General features: G+C 73.0%; 13 protein-coding genes. 9 read left to right on the top strand and 4 right to left on the bottom strand.

Annotated elements, in window-relative coordinates; genetic code table 11:
- The first annotated feature begins 285 nt into the window (after window positions 1-285).
- The 7 genes from cobA (at window position 286) to FOF52_RS11180 (ending at window position 10757) form a co-directional block, all read left to right on the top strand.
- Window positions 286-1566, top strand: a complete 1281-nt coding sequence (gene cobA, locus FOF52_RS11210; RefSeq protein ID WP_248593838.1) for a uroporphyrinogen-III C-methyltransferase — start codon at window positions 286-288, stop codon at window positions 1564-1566.
- Window positions 1567-1627: 61 nt separating this feature from the next.
- Window positions 1628-3487 carry a dynamin family protein gene (locus FOF52_RS11205; protein ID WP_248593837.1) on the top strand — a complete coding sequence of 620 codons (1860 nt, stop codon included), beginning with the start codon at window positions 1628-1630 and terminating at the stop codon, window positions 3485-3487.
- Window positions 3488-3528: 41 nt separating this feature from the next.
- Window positions 3529-5544 carry a YfjP family GTPase gene (locus tag FOF52_RS11200; protein WP_248589910.1) on the top strand — a complete coding sequence of 672 codons (2016 nt, stop codon included), beginning with the start codon at window positions 3529-3531 and terminating at the stop codon, window positions 5542-5544.
- Window positions 5545-5920: 376 nt separating this feature from the next.
- Complete coding sequence (locus tag FOF52_RS11195; RefSeq protein ID WP_248589909.1) at window positions 5921-7225, top strand: sensor domain-containing diguanylate cyclase; 1305 nt, start codon at window positions 5921-5923, stop codon at window positions 7223-7225.
- Between the two features lie 64 nt (window positions 7226-7289).
- Entirely contained in the window at window positions 7290-8372 is a 1083-nt protein-coding gene (locus tag FOF52_RS11190; protein WP_248589908.1) for a DUF4192 domain-containing protein, read from the top strand.
- A 116-nt stretch (window positions 8373-8488) separates the two neighbouring features.
- Complete coding sequence (gene ettA / locus FOF52_RS11185; RefSeq protein ID WP_248589907.1) at window positions 8489-10153, top strand: energy-dependent translational throttle protein EttA; 1665 nt, start codon at window positions 8489-8491, stop codon at window positions 10151-10153.
- Between the two features lie 136 nt (window positions 10154-10289).
- On the top strand, window positions 10290-10757 hold the full coding sequence (locus tag FOF52_RS11180) for a globin (RefSeq protein WP_248589906.1): 468 nt from the start codon (window positions 10290-10292) through the stop codon (window positions 10755-10757).
- A gap of 36 nt (window positions 10758-10793) precedes the next feature.
- Here the strand turns inward: FOF52_RS11180 and FOF52_RS11175 are convergent, their stop codons facing one another.
- From FOF52_RS11175 to FOF52_RS11165, 3 genes are all read right to left on the bottom strand, one after another.
- Window positions 10794-11981, bottom strand: coding sequence for an MFS transporter (locus FOF52_RS11175; RefSeq protein ID WP_248589905.1), 1188 nt, complete (start codon window positions 11979-11981; stop codon window positions 10794-10796).
- A gap of 47 nt (window positions 11982-12028) precedes the next feature.
- Window positions 12029-12460: an acyl-CoA thioesterase gene (locus FOF52_RS11170; RefSeq protein ID WP_248589904.1), complete on the bottom strand. Its 432-nt coding sequence runs from the start codon at window positions 12458-12460 to the stop codon at window positions 12029-12031.
- A 94-nt stretch (window positions 12461-12554) separates the two neighbouring features.
- Window positions 12555-14666 (bottom strand): prolyl oligopeptidase family serine peptidase, encoded by a 2112-nt coding sequence (locus FOF52_RS11165; protein ID WP_248589903.1) that lies wholly within the window; start codon window positions 14664-14666, stop codon window positions 12555-12557.
- 341 nt (window positions 14667-15007) lie between these two features.
- On the opposite strand from FOF52_RS11165, the gene FOF52_RS11160 reads away from it, so the two are divergent.
- Both FOF52_RS11160 and FOF52_RS11155 read left to right on the top strand, forming a co-directional pair.
- Window positions 15008-15508, top strand: coding sequence for an HNH endonuclease (locus FOF52_RS11160; RefSeq protein WP_248593836.1), 501 nt, complete (start codon window positions 15008-15010; stop codon window positions 15506-15508).
- A gap of 148 nt (window positions 15509-15656) precedes the next feature.
- Window positions 15657-15860, top strand: a complete 204-nt coding sequence (locus FOF52_RS11155) for an FmdB family zinc ribbon protein (protein WP_248589902.1) — start codon at window positions 15657-15659, stop codon at window positions 15858-15860.
- Between the two features lie 58 nt (window positions 15861-15918).
- Here the strand turns inward: FOF52_RS11155 and ilvD are convergent, their stop codons facing one another.
- Window positions 15919-17790 (bottom strand): dihydroxy-acid dehydratase, encoded by a 1872-nt coding sequence (ilvD, locus tag FOF52_RS11150; protein ID WP_248589901.1) that lies wholly within the window; start codon window positions 17788-17790, stop codon window positions 15919-15921.
- Between the last annotated feature and the right edge of the window lie 235 nt (window positions 17791-18025).

Here is an 18025-nt window from a genome sequence, read left to right as displayed (position 1 = left end):
AGCAAGCCGACCGCGCTCGTTGGGGAGTAGTAGCGGTAAAGGAGTGACCAGCAGGGTATTTTGGGACCGGGTCTGGAATAGGGGTTTTCGTTGTGCCCCGTTTCGTCCACACGGCCGGAATCCGGTGCCGAACCGCTCCTGAACAGATCACGCGACATCCCCCGCCGTCCCCGCCGGACGCCGGGGACGGACCGGGCGGGACAGGCGTCCACCACGACCCGGGACACGAACGTGGCACAACCCTCGGACGCCAGGGGCTGGAAACGGGATCTGGAGGCTGCCTCGGTGACGTATCTCCTCGGTTTGCGACTGCAGGGGCGGGAGGTGCTCGTGGTGGGCGGGGGACGCGTCGCCCAGCGCCGGGTCCCCGTGCTGCTGGAGGCGGGAGCGCGGGTCACGGTGGTCTCGCCGCAGGCCACCACCATGCTGGAAGGGCTCGCCGAGACCGGTCGGGTGCGCTGGGAGCGGCGCGCCTACCGCCCCGGCGACGTCACCGCGCTCGGCCGCTTCTGGCTGGTCCACGCGGCGACCGACTCCGCGGAGGTCAACGCGGCGGTGACGGCCGAGGCCGAGGCCGCGCGCATCTGGTCGGTCCGCGCCGACGAACGCCACTCCTCCAGCGCCTGGACCCCCGCCACCGGAAGCGCCGCGGGGATCACCGTCGGAGTGATCGCGGGCGGCGACCCCCTGCGTGCCGCGGGACTGCGCGACGCCATCGTCGACGGGCTGGCCGAGGGCTCCCTGGACGCCCGCCGGGGACGCGCCCCGATGCGCGGCGTGGCCCTGGTCGGCGGCGGCCCGGGCGACCCCGGACTGATCACGGTGCGCGGCCGGCAGCTGCTGGCGCAGGCCGACGTGGTCGTGGTGGACCGGCTCGCCCCCACCAGCCTGCTCGACCAGCTGCCCGGCGACGTGGAGGTCATCGACGCGGCCAAGATCCCCTACGGCCGCTCGATGTCCCAGGAGAGCATCAACGAGGTGCTCGTCGACCGGGCGCGGCAGGGCAAGTTCGTGGTCCGGCTCAAGGGCGGCGACTCCTTCCTGTTCGGCCGCGGCGGCGAGGAGGTCGCGGCGTGCGTCGCCGCGGGCGTCCCGGTCACCGTGGTCCCCGGAGTGACCAGCGCGCTCGCCGCTCCCGCGAGTGCGGGCATCCCCGTCACGCACCGCGGCGTCGCCCAGCACCTGCACATCGTCTCCGCCCACGTCGCCCCGGGGGACGAGCGGTCCACCGTGGACTGGTCCGCGCTCGCCCGCAGCGGCGGCACCATCGTCGCGCTCATGGGGGTCGAACGCATCGGCCGGATCGCCGACGCGCTCATCGGGTACGGTCGTGATCCCCGTACCCCGATCGCCGTCGTCCAGGAGGCCACCCTGCCGACCCAGGCCACCGTGGTGGCCACCCTGGAGACGGCTGAGGAGGCGGTCGCGGCCGCCGGGGTGCGACCTCCGGCGGTGCTCGTTATCGGAGAAGTGGTGAACACGGCCCGAGAGCTTGACATACTGCACAGAGGTCAAAACGCCACGGAAGCTCCGACCGCTCCCGGCGGGAGAACCGGCCGGGGCTGACGAAGGCCGCGGGGAATCGGGTGCTGTGACGACGAATACCGACGAGAAGGGCGGAATCGCCATGACCCGGCCGCCTGCCGTGCCGGAAGCGACAGGACCAGGTGAACCGATGCCGGACCCCTTCCCGAGCAGCGCGGATCGGGGAAGCGACACGGCCCGGGGCGGGAGCGTCCCGACCGGTGCGTCCGCTGCGGCGCGTTCCCGCAGGAGCGGCAGGGGAGGGGCGCACCGCGGAGCGACGGCTCGGGACACCCGACTGGAACAGAACCTCGAAGCGCTGCGGGACAGGATCCGCGCGATCGAGTTCGCCGACGGCCTGCCCGGAGCCGAGGAGGGGCGCACCGCGCGCAGCGACGTCCTCGACCAGCTCAACGACTACGTGCTCCCGCGGGTGCGCCGGACCGACGTCCCCCTGCTGATCGCCGTCGCGGGTTCCACCGGAGCCGGAAAGTCCACCCTGGTCAACAGCCTGGTGGGCGCCCAGGTGACCACCACCGGGGTGCGCCGCCCCACCACCAACAGCCCCGTGCTGGCCTGCAACCCGGCGGACGTGGACTGGTTCAGCGAGGCCTCGTTCCTGCCGTCGCTGCCCCGGGTCCGACAGCAGGGACTGGCCATGCCCGGCAAGGACGGGATGCTGGTGCTCGCCGCCACCGAGCACATGCCCGAGGGCGTGGCGCTGCTGGACACCCCCGACGTGGACTCCGCCGTCGCCGCGCACCACGAGTTCGCCGCGAAGTTCCTGGATGCGGCCGACCTGTGGGTGTTCGTCACCACCAGCAAACGCTACGCCGACGCCCGGGTCTGGCAGTTCCTCCAGGTCGCCCGGGACCGCGACACCTCGCTGGCGGTGGTGCTGTCCCGGGTGCCCCGGCGCGGCCGACAGCAGATCGTCGCCCACTTCGGGGCGATGCTGGAGGCCAACGGCCTGGGGGCGGCGCCCCGCTTCGTCATCCCCGAGACCGACCAGATCGCCGGCGGCCGGTTCACCGCCAACACCGCGGACCAGATCCGCGGATACCTCGCCGACGTCGCCGGGGACGAGGTGGAGCGGGAGCGGATCGCGCGCCGCACCCTCCTCGGCGTGCTCGACAGCTTCCGCACCCGCATCCCCGAACTCGCCAAGTACGTCGAGACGCAGGCCGAGGTGGGGCGGACGCTGGCCACCTCCGCGAGCGCCGCGTTCGCCGACGCCCTGGCCGAGGTCGACCGAGGCACCTCCGACGGCTCGCTGCTGCGCGGCAACGTGCTCGCCCGCTGGCAGGACATCGCCGCCAGCGGCGAACTGGCGCGTTCCCTGCGGATCCGCAACCGGCGCGGCGCCCGGACGCAGGCCGAGGACCGCACCCGGGTGCACGCCCTGGAGCAGGCGATCCGCGACGCGGTGGAGGCGCTCGTGGTCGCCGCCGCGGAGCACGCGATCGAGACGGCGATGCAGCACTGGCGGCAGATCCCCGGGGCGCTCGCCCTCGCCGAACGCCACACCATCGACCGGCTCCCCGCGGACTTCGCCTACCGGGTCCGCACCGCCGTCGCCGACTGGCAGGCCCGGATCACCGAACTCATCTCCTCCGACGGGGTGGCCAAGCGCTCGGTGTCGCGGTTCTTCACCTACGACGTCGAGGCGTTCGGCCTCGTCCTGACCGTCGGCCTGCTCGGCTTCGGCATCTCCGACCACGACAGCGCCGTCCCCCCGCCGCCCAACGCCGCACCGAACCGGCTGCTCAAGGCACTGTTCGGCGCGGAACCGCTCCGCGTCATCGGGCAGCGGGCACGCGACGACCTGCGCACGCGCGTCAGCGCACTGTTCGAGGCCGAGAAACTCCGCTTCGCGGAGGCGCTGGCCGCGACCAACCTGCCGGACCACTCCGAATCCCTACAGCTCCACCAGGCCACGGACCACCTTGAGATTGCACGATGACAACCCCTCCCCACTCCGCTCACCCCGGGCGGGAACCTGACATGGCGGACCGCGAAGCCGACCACCTGGAGGGCGGCCGCCCGTCCCCGGACGGCGGGCCGCGTGCCGCCGGCGAGACCCCCGACGGGTTCCGCTACCGGGTGCCCGCCGCCCCGGCCGACAGCGGTGCCCCGCCGTCGCGGGGCCGACACGCCACACCGTCCCACGGCACGCCCGCCACGGCGGTGGACGCCGAGGAGGCCCCCGCGAGGGGGCGCTCCGACCCCGACGACCCGGACAACCTGGCAGGCTGGGTGGACAGCCTCGCACAGGTCGAGGAGGGCGAGATGATCGCCGGGCGCCGCACCGGCCCGCTGCCCACGCTCGCCCACCGGCCCGCCGCCGCGCCCGCCTCCTCCTGGGACGTCGACGAGGAGGAGTACCAGCCCACCCGCCGCGAACTGTGGCAGCCGATGCCGGCCACCACCCGCGCGGAGCTGATCTCCAAGCTCGACGCGCTGGCCGTCCTCGTCGAGGTGGGCCGCGGCCATTTCGACCCCGAGCTCATCGAACGCGCGCGGGGGCTGCTCAAGCACGCCGGGGCGCGGCTGCGGCTGTCCGCCGACCACACCGTGATCGCCCTGGCCGGAGGAACCGGAAGCGGCAAGTCCTCGCTGTTCAACGCGCTGTGCGGGCTGGAGCTGTCCCGGGTGGGCGTCACCCGGCCGACCACCACCGCCGCGCACGCCTGCGTGTGGGGGACGGAAGGGGCCGACGACCTGCTCGGCTGGCTGGGAGTGCCGCCCCGCTACCGGCACTCCCGGGTCAGCGAACTCGACCGGGACGACTCCGACATCACCGGCCTCATCCTGCTGGACCTGCCCGACCACGACTCCGTGCGCGCCTCGCAGACCGCCGAGTCCGACCACCTCATCAGGACCGCCGACCTGCTGATCTGGGTCCTGGACCCGCAGAAGTACGCCGACGCGGCCGTCCACCACCGCTACCTGGCCGAGATGTCGGGGCACGGGGCGGTGATGGTGGCGGTGCTCAACCAGATCGACCGGATCGACCCGGAGGAGGCCGAGGAGCTCCTGACCGACCTGCGCAGGCTGCTGGAGAACGAGTCGGGGGTGCAGCCGCGGGTGCTGACCACCTCGGCGGTCACCGGGGAGGGGCTGCGGGAGCTGCGCCAGCTCCTCGTGGAGACCGTCGCCGACCGCCGTGCCGCCGTGGACCGCCTCGTCGCGGACCTGGACCAGGTGGTGACCGGCTTCGCCGCCTACGGAGAGGCGGGCGGCACCGCCGAACTCCCCCCGCCCGCCCGGGCCGCCCTGGTGGACCGGCTGGCCGAGGCCAGCGGGGTCGAGGCGGTCGCGGAGGCGGTGGAGGCCGCGCACGAGCGCCGCGGGGCCCGGGCCGTGGGATGGCCGCTGCCCCGGTGGGTGCGGCGGTTGCGCCGCGACCCGCTGCGCGTCGCCCAACTGGACTTCCTCACCGAGGACGCGGCGCAGCCGAGCACCGGGCCGGTGGGGGCGCAGCGTGCCGAGATCGCCACCGCGATCGCCACGGCGGCCGAGGCGGCGGCCGGTTCCCTGCCGGACCCGTGGCCGCAGCGGGTGCGTACCGCCGGGCGGACGAACCTGGAGACGCTCCCCGACGAACTGGGTGCGGCGATCGCGGGCGTCCTTCCCGACGAGAGCACCGCGCCCTCCTGGTGGCAGGCGGTGCGGATCGTGCAGTACCTGCTGGTCGCGTCCGCCGGAGGCGGACTGGTGTGGCTGGGCGTGCTGCTGGTCGGCTGGGTCGGCGGAGGGCTGACCGGACCGGCGCTGCTGCTCCTGGCCGCCGCGCTGGCCCTCGCCTCCCTGCTGCTGGGCTGGCTGGCCGGGGTGGGCTGCCGCAACCTCGTCGCGGTCGAGGCCGCACGCCGCCGCGAGTACGTCGAGATGCACGGCGCCGAGCAGGTCAAACGGATCGCGGTGGAGCGGGTCGTCGCGCCGCTGGAGGCCGAGCTGCGCACCTACGAGCGGTACTGCCAGGCGCTGGAGGAGGCGCGGCCCGCCGGACGCGGGTGACGCCGTCCCGTCCACGAGCCGGTTTTCGCGCCCGCGCCGCAGGCTGAGGCCCGCGGCGCGGGCGCGTTTCGGTGCGGGCGCAGCAGGGCGCGGCCCCGGCCGGGGGCTTCTTCCGCGATGTCCCGGATGTCCGTCGAGGGACGTGCCGCGGGAGTGGAAACCGGTTTCGATGTGCCGGTTCTCCGGCGGTTTTCACGAATGGCGATTAGAATATTACCTAAAGTAGTCTCCCATTGGTGCTCCGTTTTCCCGGGCAGGACCGGAGGACAGGACCGGGCGGCGGCGGAGCCGGTGTGCCCGCCGTACCGGGTCGGCCGACAGCGAGGAGGCCCCGATGACACTCACCCGGCATCCGACTGCTGAAAGTAACTGTCGAGTGCTGTTCCGTCCCCGGGAGTGGGCGCTGTTCACCCAGCCGCGGGCCGTGGTCGGGTACGTGGTGACGCTCGTCGCCGTCGACGTGCTGCTGGCGGTGGTCGGACTGTGCACCACCGTCCTGCGCGCGGAGGAGCTGCTCACCGCGGCGGCCGTGGTCGCCTCCGGCGCGGTCTGCGTCGAGGCGATGCGCCGCCTGGGCATGCCCCAGGGGATGGTGCGCGACCTGCTGGGCACCTGGTGGATCCCGGTCGTGCTGCTGCTGCCGCCGCTGTACGCCCTCCTCACGCCGATCCCGCTGTACCTGCTCATGCAGTACCGGATCCAGCGCGCCGTCGTGTTCCGCCGCGTGTTCAGCGCGGCGGTGGTCGCACTCGCCGGGTTCTCCGCCTCCACCGTGTTCCACGCCCTGGTCCCCGGACCGGTGGTCCTGCTCGACGGGGTCGCCGGAGCAGCCGGGGGCAGCGCGCTGATCAGCGGGGAGGGCATCGGGGCCGCGGTGCTGTGCGCGGTCCTGTTCACCGTGTGCAACACCGTGCTCATCGCCGGGGCGCTCCGGCTCAGCGTCCCCGAGGAGCCCCGCCGCACCACGGTGTGGGACTCCGAGTCGCTGCTGCTCGACGCGGTCGAGGTGTGCGTGGGGCTGATCGTGTCCGTGCTGTGCGCGCTGTCGCTCCTCCTGCTCCTGGTGGTGCTGCCCCCGGTGCTGCTGCTCCAGCGCAGCCTGCTCTTCCAGCAGCTCCAGACGGCGGCGCGCACCGACCCCAAGACCGGGCTGCTCAACGCGGTCGCCTGGGAGCGGGTGGCCAAGACCGAGCTGGCGCGGGCGCTGCGCACCGGCTGTCCGCTGGCCGTCCTCATCGTCGACATCGACCACTTCAAGAAGGTCAACGACACCCACGGGCACCTGATCGGCGACCAGGTGCTGCTGGGTGTCGCCACCGCGCTCAACCACCAGCTCCGCCAGTACGACGTGGTCGGCCGGTTCGGCGGCGAGGAGTTCGTGGTCCTGCTGCCCGGGGCGGACATGGCCGAGGCGTGCCGGGTCGCCGAGCGGCTGCGCACCCGGGTGGGGCGCACGGCGCTGCCGGTCAACGACACCACGGTGACCGTCACCGTCTCCATCGGGGTGGCTCTGCTCCGGGTGCACGGACGGGACCTGCTGGAACTCATGGCCGCCGCCGACCTGGCGCTGTACCGGGCCAAGGACTCCGGACGCGACCGCGTCTGCCTGCCCGTGGCCAAGGCGGTGGGGATCCCCGTCCGGTCCGCCAACGACCCGCCCGCCGAGGCCCGCGGCTCCTGACCCCCGTCCACAGGGCGCGGATCCGGCTTGCGACCGCCCGGGGACGGTGACGGAGAGTGGGAGCATGACCACCGAAGAGCACTTCCGCTTCCCCGTCCGCCTCTCCGTGCGCAACCCGGTCGACCTGATCGCGGCCGTCCCCTACCTGGTCGGCTTCCACCCCTCCGACTGCGTGCTCGTCCTGGGCACCGACCGCCGCGACGGCTCCATCGACTTCGCCTCGGGCTGCGGCCCCCTCACCGGAACCGGCCACGGGCCCCGCGCACTCGCCGAGCGCCTCGCCCGCTCCTTCGTCGGCCAGGGCTGCTCGCGGGCGGTCGTCCTCGGCTACGGGCCCGAGGAGCCGGTCACCCCCTACCTGCTGGCCACCCGCGACCGCCTGGTCGACCTCGGCGCCGCCGTCGCCGAGACGCTCCGCATCACCGGGGATCGCTACTGGTCCCACCCCCGCCCCGACACCGACGGCTGTCCCCCCGAGGGAGTGGCCTACGACGTGCACCGCTCCACCATCCCCGCCGCGGCGGTCGCGGCGGGACTGCGGGTCCGCTCCGACCGGGGCGAACTCCTGGCCCTCGTGGCTCCCGTCGACGGCGCCGAACGCGCGGAGATGGCCCGGGCCACCCGGGACGCGGAGGAACGCTGCGCCCGGCTGTGGGGGGCCTTCCCGGCCCCCCGGCACGCCGCCTTCACCGCCGAGGGGGTCCGCACGGTGCGGTCCGTGGTGTCCGCGGCGCTGGACGGTGCACCGCCCGACCCCGCGACCGTGGCCTGGCTGGGCGTCCTCCTGGTCGACCTGCGCGTCCGGGACGAGGCCTGGGCCCACATCCACCGGGAGCACGCCGTCGCGCACGTCGGCCTGTGGTCGCACGTGCTGCGCCGCGTCGACCCCGCCTACGCCGCGGCGCCCGCGTCCCTGCTCGGGTTCGCCGCCTGGCAGAACGACGACCCGCTCCTGGCCGACGCGGCGCTGGACCGGGCGCTGGAGGCCGAACCGGACTACTCCATGGCCCGGCTCGTCCGCAGGGCGGTGCACTGCGGACTGCCGCCCCACCGCTGGGAGGGCTTCACCCCCGACCAGCTCGCCGAATGCGCCCCCCTCGGGGACGGCGACGCGACCGTTCGGCCGCCCCTGGACGGCGGCCGGTGACCCCGGGGGCGGCCGCGCCGCCGGACGCCGCGCCCCGGAGCGCTCCACCGCCCGGGCCCGCTCGGCCCGCGCGGAGCTGGCCGGTGCAGGCGGCCGAACAGCCTAGGCTGGGAGACATGGCGGAGTACATCTACACGATGCGAAACGTGCGCAAGGCGCACGGTGACAAGGTTGTCCTGGACGACGTCTCGGGCTCCTTCCTCCCCGGCGCCAAGATCGGCGTCGTGGGTCCCAACGGCGCGGGTAAGTCCACGCTGCTGAAACTGATGGCCGGCATCGAGCAGCCGTCCAACGGCGAGGCACGCCTCATGCCCGGGTACACCGTCGGCCTGCTCGCCCAGGAACCGCAGCTCGACCCCGCCAAGACGGTCCTGGAGAACGTCCAGGACGGTGTCGCGGAGACGAAGGCGATGCTCGACCGCTTCAACGAGATCGCCGAGAAGATGGCTACGGACTACTCCGACGAGCTGCTCGAAGAGATGGGCAAGCTCCAGGACGCCCTGGACCACCGCAACGCCTGGGACCTGGACAGCCAGCTCGCCCAGGCCATGGACGCGCTGCGCTGCCCGCCCGCCGACGCCGACGTCTCGGTGCTCTCCGGCGGTGAGAAGCGCCGCGTGGCCCTGTGCAAGCTGCTGCTGGAGCAGCCCGACCTGCTGCTGCTGGACGAGCCCACCAACCACCTGGACGCCGAGAGCGTGCAGTGGCTGGAGCAGCACCTGGAGAAGTACCCGGGCACGATCATCGCGATCACCCACGACCGCTACTTCCTGGACAACGTCGCCACCTGGATCCTGGAGATCGACCGCGGACGGCTCTACCCCTACGAGGGCAACTACACCACCTACCTGCAGACCAAGGCCGACCGGCTCAAGGTCGAGGGCGCCAAGGACGCCAAGCGCAAGAAGCGCCTCCAGGAGGAGCTGGAGTGGGTCCGCTCCAACCCCAAGGCCCGCCAGTCCAAGAGCAAGGCCCGCCTGCAGCGCTACGAGGAGATGGCCGCCGAGGCCGCCAAGACCCGCAAGCTGGACTTCGAGGAGATCCAGATCCCGCCGGGTCCGCGCCTGGGCAGCACCGTGGTCGAGGTCAAGAACCTCACCAAGGGCTTCGGCGACCGCGTCCTCATCGAGGACCTGACCTTCTCCCTGCCGCCCAACGGCATCGTCGGTGTCATCGGCCCCAACGGCGTGGGCAAGACCACACTGTTCAAGATGATCGTCGGCGAGGAGCAGCCCGACAGCGGCTCCATCACCATCGGCGACACCGTCCAGATCTCCTACGTCGACCAGTACCGCGGACGGATCGACGACGACAAGAACGTCTGGGAGGTCATCTCCGACGGCGAGAGCTTCATCCGGGTCGGCAACGTGGAGATCCCCAGCCGCGCCTACGTGGCCGCGTTCGGGTTCAAGGGCTCCGACCAGCAGAAGAAGGCCGGGGTGCTGTCCGGCGGCGAACGCAACCGGGTCAACCTGGCCCTGACCCTCAAGCAGGGCGGCAACCTGCTGCTGCTGGACGAGCCCACCAACGACCTGGACGTCGAGACCCTCGGCTCGCTGGAGAACGCGCTGCTGGACTTCCCCGGCTGCGCCGTGATCACCAGCCACGACCGCTGGTTCCTGGACCGGGTCGCCACCCACATCCTCGCCTGGGAGGGCGGCGCCGACTGGTTCTGGTTCGAGGGCAACTTCGAACAGTACGAGAAGAACAAGGTCGAACGTCTCGGCCCCGAGGCGGCCCGCCCGCACGCCGTCACGCACCGCAAGCTCACCCGCGACTGACCGGTCCCACGCCCGCCGTCCTGGCCGCTTCGCGCACACGCCGCGGGTTCCGCCCCTTGCGGGCGGAACCCGCGGCGGGCCCGGGGCCGCCACCGCATACCCTGTAGGCGCTATGACTTCCCAGCACGATGACCAAGTGACCTTCTACGAGGCGGTCGGCGGCGAGGAGGCGTTCACCCGCCTGGCCCGCCGCTTCTACGAGGGGGTCGCCGCCGACCCCGTCCTGCGCCCCATGTACCCCGAGGCCGACCTGGGGCCCGCCGAGGAACGGCTGCGCCTGTTCCTCATGCAGTACTGGGGCGGCCCGAGCACCTACAGCGAACGGCGCGGCCATCCGCGGCTGAGGATGCGGCACTTCCCGTACCGCATCGGGGCCGAGGAGCGCGACCGCTGGCTGACGCACATGCGCGCGGCCGTCGACGACCTCGACCTGCCACCCCACCTGGAACAGCCGCTGTGGGAGTACCTGGTCCGCGCCGCCTACGGCCTGGTGAACGTGCCGGAGGACGCCGAACCTCCCGTGATCAACCGGTCCTTCACCATCACCAGCCGCGACCGCCGGGACGGCGACGAGGGCGAGACGATCCGGGTCTCCCTGAGCTGACCGCCCGACGGCGCGAACCGACCCGGAACGGGACCGTCACGGCCGGGCCGCGGCCCGGCCGCCGGACCGCGGCGCCACGGGGACCACGGCGATCGCGGCGGCGCCGAACAGCGCCGCCGCGACGAAGGCCGCGCGGTAGTCGAACCAGTCGACCAGCGCCCCCATCACCACGGGGGTCAACGAGGAACTGACCGCCTGCAACGAGTTCTGCGCCGCCATCGCCCGGCCCGCCCACCCCATACCGGCGGTCTCGGCCACCGCCGTGAACGTCAACCCGTTGTGGCTCATGGTCAGCACCGCCGCGACGACCAGCAGCACCACGGCCGCCTCCGGCAGCGGCGACACCGCGGCGAGCAGCACCAGCGACACCGCCCCGCACCCGGCGATGATCCGCACCGGCCCCAGACGGCTGCCCACCCGGTCCGACCAGACCCCCGCCCCCAGACGGGCCAGCGCACCGGGAACCTGCACCGCCGCCAGCAGCGCCCCCGCCGTCGGCGCACTCCAGGAGTGCTGCTCCACCAGGTACACCAGCGCGTACGTCACCACGGTGAACTGCGGCACCCCCAGCAGCATGCTCACCCCGTGCACCCGCCAGATCGTGGCGTGCCGGTAGGGCGACGAGTCCGCGGCCGGCCGCACCCGCGCGGCACCCGCCGCCCGGGTGCCTCCCGGAGGCACCGCGAACAGCACCACCAGGGGAAGGACGGCCACCGCCAGGACCGCCGGGAGCAGCATCGCCACGGCGAAACCGTGGTGGTGGGCGAGCACCGGCAGCAGCGCTGCCGACATCCCCATGCCCAGCGGCTGCGCGGTCTGCCGCAGCCCCATCGCCAGCCCCCGCTCCCGCGCCGCGAACCAGCCCATGACGAGCCGGCCGCTCGCCGCGTTCACCGGTCCGCCCGCCGCCCCCACGCCGAACAGCAGGATCCCCGCGCCCAGCGGTGTGTCCACCGTCGGGAACAGGGCGAGGAGGCACGCGGTGAGCGTCAGGCTCGCCGTCATGGTGACGCGCTCGCCGTAGCGGTCGATGAGCACGCCCCAGCCCAGCAGGGTCAGCAGCAGGCCGAGGCTGGGCAGTCCGGCCAGGGTGCCCGCCTGGGTGACGGTGATCCCGTACGTCTGCCGCAGCTCCGGGAGGACGAACGCCACCCCGAACAGCGCCGACAGGCTCGCCATCTGCGCGACGACCGCCAGACACAGGATCAGCCAACGTTTCCCCACGCAGAAAGGCTAGACAAGCGCCGGTCGGCCCCTCGGACCGGCCCCCATCAGGCGAGATACCGCTCCAGGTGGGCGCGCTCGGCCGGGCTGAGACGGCGCGGGCGCTGCTCGGCCAGGTCGTAGGCGACCAGGACCGACAGCGCCCTCAGGTACACCGCGTCGTCGTCGAGGATCTCGTAGCGCAGGGTGAAGCTGGCGTTCCTGATCTCGGTCACCCACGTCTCCACCCGGAAGGGGGCGCGGCGCAGTGTCAGCGGCCGCAGGTAGTCGGCCTCGTGCCGGGCCACCACCAGGTTGCCGAAGGCCCCCGGGCCGTCCTCGTCGTCCCAGTGCAGGAAGGAGATGCGGGCGTCCTCCAGGTAGGTCAGCATCCGCACGTTGTTGACGTGGTTCAGCGGGTCCAGGTCGGCGAAGCGGACCTGCCCCACGTGGACGTGGCGCCGTGCGGTGCCCGTTGTGCTGCCGGTGCCGTCTGTCACGGCTGCTGCGCCCACTCCTGCCACCCTCCGTCGGTCGTGCTCTTCCCCGATTGTGGCAAACCCCGGCCGCGGGGCCCGTGACCGGGGTTTGCTCTCAGTCGTTCCGGGCGGCCCCGGGGACCCGCAGCCCGGTGTGGTGGGCGAGGAAGGCCAACTGGTCCGCACCCAGCCGGACACTGCGGCTCACCGAACGGGAGCTGTGCCCGACCTCGGCCTCCCGGCGCAGCAGGATCGGGGCCTGTTCGAGCGGCGCCGACGTGGCGTGCTGCAACGCCGCGCACATCTTGCGGGCGTGCAGCGGGTCCACCCGGGTGTCGTTGTCGAAGACCGTGAACAGGGTCGCCGGATAACGCACCCCCTCACGCACGTTGTGGTACGGGGAGTAGGCGAGCAGCCAGCCCAGCGCCTCGGGGTCGTCGGCGCTGCCGTACTCCACGCTCCACAGCTGCCCCAGGCCGAACCGCTCGTAGCGCACCATGTCCAGCAGCGGGGCCGAGCACACCGCGGCGGCGTACAGGTCCGGACGCTGGGTGATCGCCGCGCCGACCAGCAGCCCCCCGTTGCTGCCGCCCATCACGGCGAGCTGCTCCCGGGTGGTGATCCCCGCGTCGACCAGGTACTCGGCGGCGGCGTGGCAGTCGTCGAACACGTTCTGCTTGTTGCCGAGCATTCCGGCCCGGTGCCACTCCTCGCCCTCCTCCAGGCCGCCGCGCAGGGACGCGACCGCGTAGACGCCGCCCGCCTCCACCCACGCCAGCGCCGACGCCGAGTAGGCGGGGGTCAGCGAGATCGCGAAACCGCCGTAGCCGTACAGGACGGTCGGCCGGGGCCCCTCGGCGTCGGGCGGGGAGACCACCAGCATCCGCACCGGCGTTCCGTCGCGGGAGGTGTAGGTGACCTGCTCGGTGCGGACCCGCGGGGGGTCCACTACCCCGGGCGGCCCCTCCCACAGGGACACCTCGCCGGTACGCGCGTCGTAGCGGTACACCGCCGTCGGGGAGGTGGTGTCGGTGTAGGCGAACCACGCCTCGGCGCCGCCCTCGGGGCGGGTGGTGAAACCGCCCACCGACCCCAGCCCGGGCAGGTCGAGGGTGCGCACCCGCTCCCCCGTCGCCAGGTCGTGCACACTGATCTCGCTGAGCGCGTGCCGCTCCCAGAGCGCCAGCAGCACCGGCGCGTCCAGTTCCGCGCCGTCCAGGATCGCGTACCCGCCGAGCACCGCCTCCGGGTCGCTGTCGAGCAGCGTGCGCCAGTGCTCCGGGCCGGGGGAGGTGGGATCGGCCACGCACAGCCGGCCGCGCGGCGAGTCGCGGTCGGTGAACAGGTACAGTCGGCCGTCGCGGCCCACGTGGGGGAACGTCTCGGCGTCCACTCCCGTCTGCACCTCGGTGAGGGCCGGTGCCTCGGGGGAGGACGCGGCCAGGTCCGCGATCCAGACGTCGTTGCGCGGCGCGGTGCCCGGCGAGGCGGCCAGCGTCAGCCACCGCCCGTCCCGGCTCACCGACACCCCGAAGTACTCGGTCTTGTCCCGCCCCTCCCCGAAGACCAGCGTGTCGGAGTCGGGGGAGGTGCCCACCCGGTGCAGGTAGACCCGCCGGTGGTACTGCTCCTCACCCTCCGGCACCTGGTGCGGGGGCAGTCGGCGCACGTAGTAGAACGCGTCGCGGTCGGGCAGCCAGGCGACGGGGGAGTAGGAGCACCGGTCGATCGGACCGTCCACGACCGCCCCGGTGTCGATGTCCATGACCCACAGCCGGGACTGCTCGTCGCCGCTCTCCGACAACTGGTAGGCCAGCAGCCGCCCCCGCGGATCGGGAACCCAGGCGTCCAGGGTGGTGGTGCCCGCCGGGTTCACCACGGTGGGGTCGATGAGCACCCGTTCGGGCCCCGAGCCGTCGCGGACGTACAGCACGCCGTGCTCCTGGCCGGCGGCACGCCGCACGAACAGGCGACGCTGCCCGCGCCAGACCGGGGAGCCCACGTACCCGGCCCCCAGCAGGGCGCGCAGCCGGTCGCGGAACCAGCCGGTCGCGGCCCACGTGGCGGAGACCTCGTCGAACAGGGAGTCCTGGGCCCGCGACCACTCCTTGGCGGCGGCCGAACCGGCCTCCTCAAGCCAGCGGTAGGGGTCGGTGACGGTGCGGCCGTGCAGGACCTCGGACAGTTCCCAGCGCTCGGCGAACGGGTAGGAGGCAAGAGGGGACATGCCCAGCACTCTAGCCGCAGCGCCGCGGCGCCCGGAGCGGGCCGCTGTCCGCCCCGGGGACGTGAAGTGGAGGTTTTTCGGTAGCACGGCGGTGAAATGGGGTGGCGGCGGCCAACCCCGACCAAGCAAACTGAATGAGGGACATCACTCGGCGGGAACCACCCACGGGAGGTCCGTGTGGCAACGCGAAGAGTGCCGGCCGTCCGGCCGGTCCACAGGGAGGTCTCCTGGCTGGCTGACAGGCTGGCCGGGGAGGAAACACGGGGGGCCGACACGTCGGCCGCCCGGAGGCGTTCATGAACGCCTCACGCGGTACGGAGGGCGGTCCAGTCCGCCGTCACGTGCTGCTGCTCAACGCCAGCTACGAACCACTGACGACGGTGCCGCTGCGACGCGCGGTCCTGCTGGTCCTGCGGGAGAAGGCCGAGGTCGTGCACGGCGACTCCACGGGAGCCGTGCTCCGCTCGACCACCGCCTCGCTGTCGGTGCCGTCGGTCATCCGACTACGCCGCTACATCCGGGTGCCCTACCGGCGCAGGGTCCCCCTGACCAGGGTGGCGCTCATGCGGCGCGACAACTACCACTGCGCCTACTGCGACAGGCGCGCCGAGACCATCGACCACGTCATCCCCCGCAGCCGCGGAGGCCAGCACGTCTGGGAGAACGTGGTGGCGGCCTGCCGGTCCTGCAACCACCGTAAGGCCGACCGGCTCCTCGACGAGCTCGGTTGGAAACTGAACGTCACCCCCACGGTTCCGCGGGGCGTCCACTGGCGCCTCATCAACGGCGAGAACCACAGCGACCCCCTCTGGGCCCCCTACATGGCCAGAGTGCGGGTCTGAGCACTGGGCTCCCGGGGCCGGTCCCGGTCCCACCCGGCCCCGGGCCCCCAGCGCTCGACAGCACCGACCACCGACGGGGGCGTCCCGAGCCCCGGTCCGCGCCGAACGGCTCCCGAACCGCCGTACCGCCCGGTCGTATGCTGATCCCATGCCTCGTTACGAGTTCCGCTGCCGCGCCTGCGGCGAGACCTTCGAAGTGTCCCGGCCCATGGCCGAGGCCAACGAACCGGCCGAGTGCCCGCACGGGCACGACGACACCGTCAAGCTGCTGTCCACCGTCGGGGTGAGCGGCCTGGCCCAGAGCCCGCGCCCGGCCGGGGGCGGCTGCTGCGGGGGCGGCTGCTGCGGCTGACCCGTCCCCGTGACACGGGCGGGGCCCGGCCACGTGGCCGGGCCCCGCCGCACGGGTCTCAGGAGCGGTGCCGCTCGACCTGGGTGACGTCGCGGGCCGCACCGGTGGAGGCCGAGGTGGCCATCGCCGCGTAGGCGCGCAGCGCCGCGCTCACCGGCCGCTGCCGGTCCCGCGGCCGGAACCCGCCCAGCTCCTTGAGCAGCCGCTCCCGGCGGGTGTTCAGCTCGTCCTCGGCGACCTCAAGGGTGATCGACCGGTTGGGGATGTCGATGGTGATGATGTCGCCGTCCTCGACCAGGGCGATGTCGCCCCCGGCCGCCGCCTCGGGGGAGGCGTGCCCGATGGACAGCCCCGAGGTGCCGCCGGAGAACCGGCCGTCGGTGACCAGCGCGCACGCCTTGCCCAGCCCACGGCCCTTGAGGAAGCTCGTCGGGTACAGCATCTCCTGCATGCCCGGACCGCCCTTGGGGCCCTCGTAGCGGATGACCACCACGTCACCGGGCTGGACCGCCTTGTTGAGGATGCCGTCCACGGCGTCCTCCTGGCTCTCGAACACCTTGGCCGGACCGCTGAAGGTCCACAGCTCCTCCTCCACGCCGGCGGTCTTGACGATCGCGCCGTCGGGAGCGAGGTTGCCCTTGAGCACGGCCAGGCCGCCGTCGGCGGTGTAGGCGTGCTCGACCGAGCGGATGCATCCGGAGACGCGGTCCAGGTCCAGCGAGTCCCACCGGGTGTTCTGCGAGAACGCCTCGGTGCTGCGCTTCCCGCCGGGGGCGGCGTGGAACAGCTCCACCGCCTCGGGGCGCACGTTCGGCGAGGCGATGTCCCAGGCGTCCAGGTACTCGCCGACCGTCATGCCGTGCACCGTGGGCAGCGAGGTGTCCAGCAGCCCGGCGCGGGCCAGCTCGCCCAGGATCGCGGGGATGCCGCCCGCCCGGTGCACGTCCTCGATGTGGTACCGGTCGGTGTTCGGGGCGACCTTGCACAGGCACGGCACCCGGCGCGACAGCGCGTCGATCTCGTCCAGCCCGAAGTCCACGCCCGCCTCGGTGGCCGCGGCCAGCAGGTGCAGGATCGTGTTGGTGGAGCCGCCCATCGCCACGTCCAGCGCCATCGCGTTGCCGAACGCCGCCGGGGAGGCGATGGACAGCGGCAGCACCGACTCGTCGTCCTCCTCGTAGTAGCGGCGCGCCGCCTCCACGACGAGCCGCCCCGCGTCCTGGTAGAGCTGCTTGCGCGCGGTGTGCGTGGCGAGCACGGTGCCGTTGCCGGGCAGCGCCAGGCCGATGGCCTCGGTCAGGCAGTTCATCGAGTTGGCGGTGAACATGCCCGAGCAGGAGCCGCAGGTGGGGCAGGCCGCCTCCTCCAGGGCGTCCAGCTCGCTCTGCGAGACGCTCTCGTCGGCGGCGGCGATCATCGGGTTGATCAGGTCGAGCTTGCGCACCGTGGTGGCGGTGCCGTCGACGACGGTGACCTTCCCGGCCTCCATCGGCCCGCCGGAGACGAACACGGTGGGGATGTTCAGCCGCAGCGCGGCCAGCAGCATGCCGGGGGTGATCTTGTCGCAGTTGGACACGCACACCAGGGCGTCGGCGCAGTGCGCGTTGACCATGTACTCCACGGCGTCGGCGATCAGTTCGCGACTGGGCAGGGAGTACAGCATGCCGCCGTGGCCCATGGCGATGCCGTCGTCGACCGCGATGGTGTTGAACTCGCGCGGCACACCGCCCGCCGCGCGCACCGCGTCGGCCACGACGTCGGCGACCTCGCGCAGGTGCACGTGTCCGGGCACGAACTGGGTGAAGCTGTTGGCCACCGCCACGATGGGTTTGCCGAAGTCCTCACGTGCCACGCCGGTGGCGCGCAGCAGCGCGCGCGCACCGGCCATGTTCCTGCCGTGGGTGACCGTCCGTGAACGAAGCGCGGGCATGGAAGTCTGCTCCCGTCGAGAGAAGAACCGGCACCGGCGACGGGACGGAAACGGTGGGGTCCCCGCCGACGGTCCGCGCGGCGTGCCCTGTGGAGGGTGCCGCACCGGGTCGAAACTGGAGTCGTTCTACCGATGGTAGTCCCCCCGGTCGACCGTCGACGCCGCAGACACCCGGCCTTCCCGGAGCCGTGCGCGGCGCCGGGAAGGCCGGGTGTCTGCGGCCGCCGCCTTGGCG

Source organism: Thermobifida alba (assembly GCF_023208015.1).
Taxonomy (GTDB): domain Bacteria; phylum Actinomycetota; class Actinomycetes; order Streptosporangiales; family Streptosporangiaceae; genus Thermobifida; species Thermobifida alba.
The sequence above is the reverse complement of the archived record's forward strand: the minus strand, read 5'-3'. Positions and strand labels throughout refer to the sequence as shown.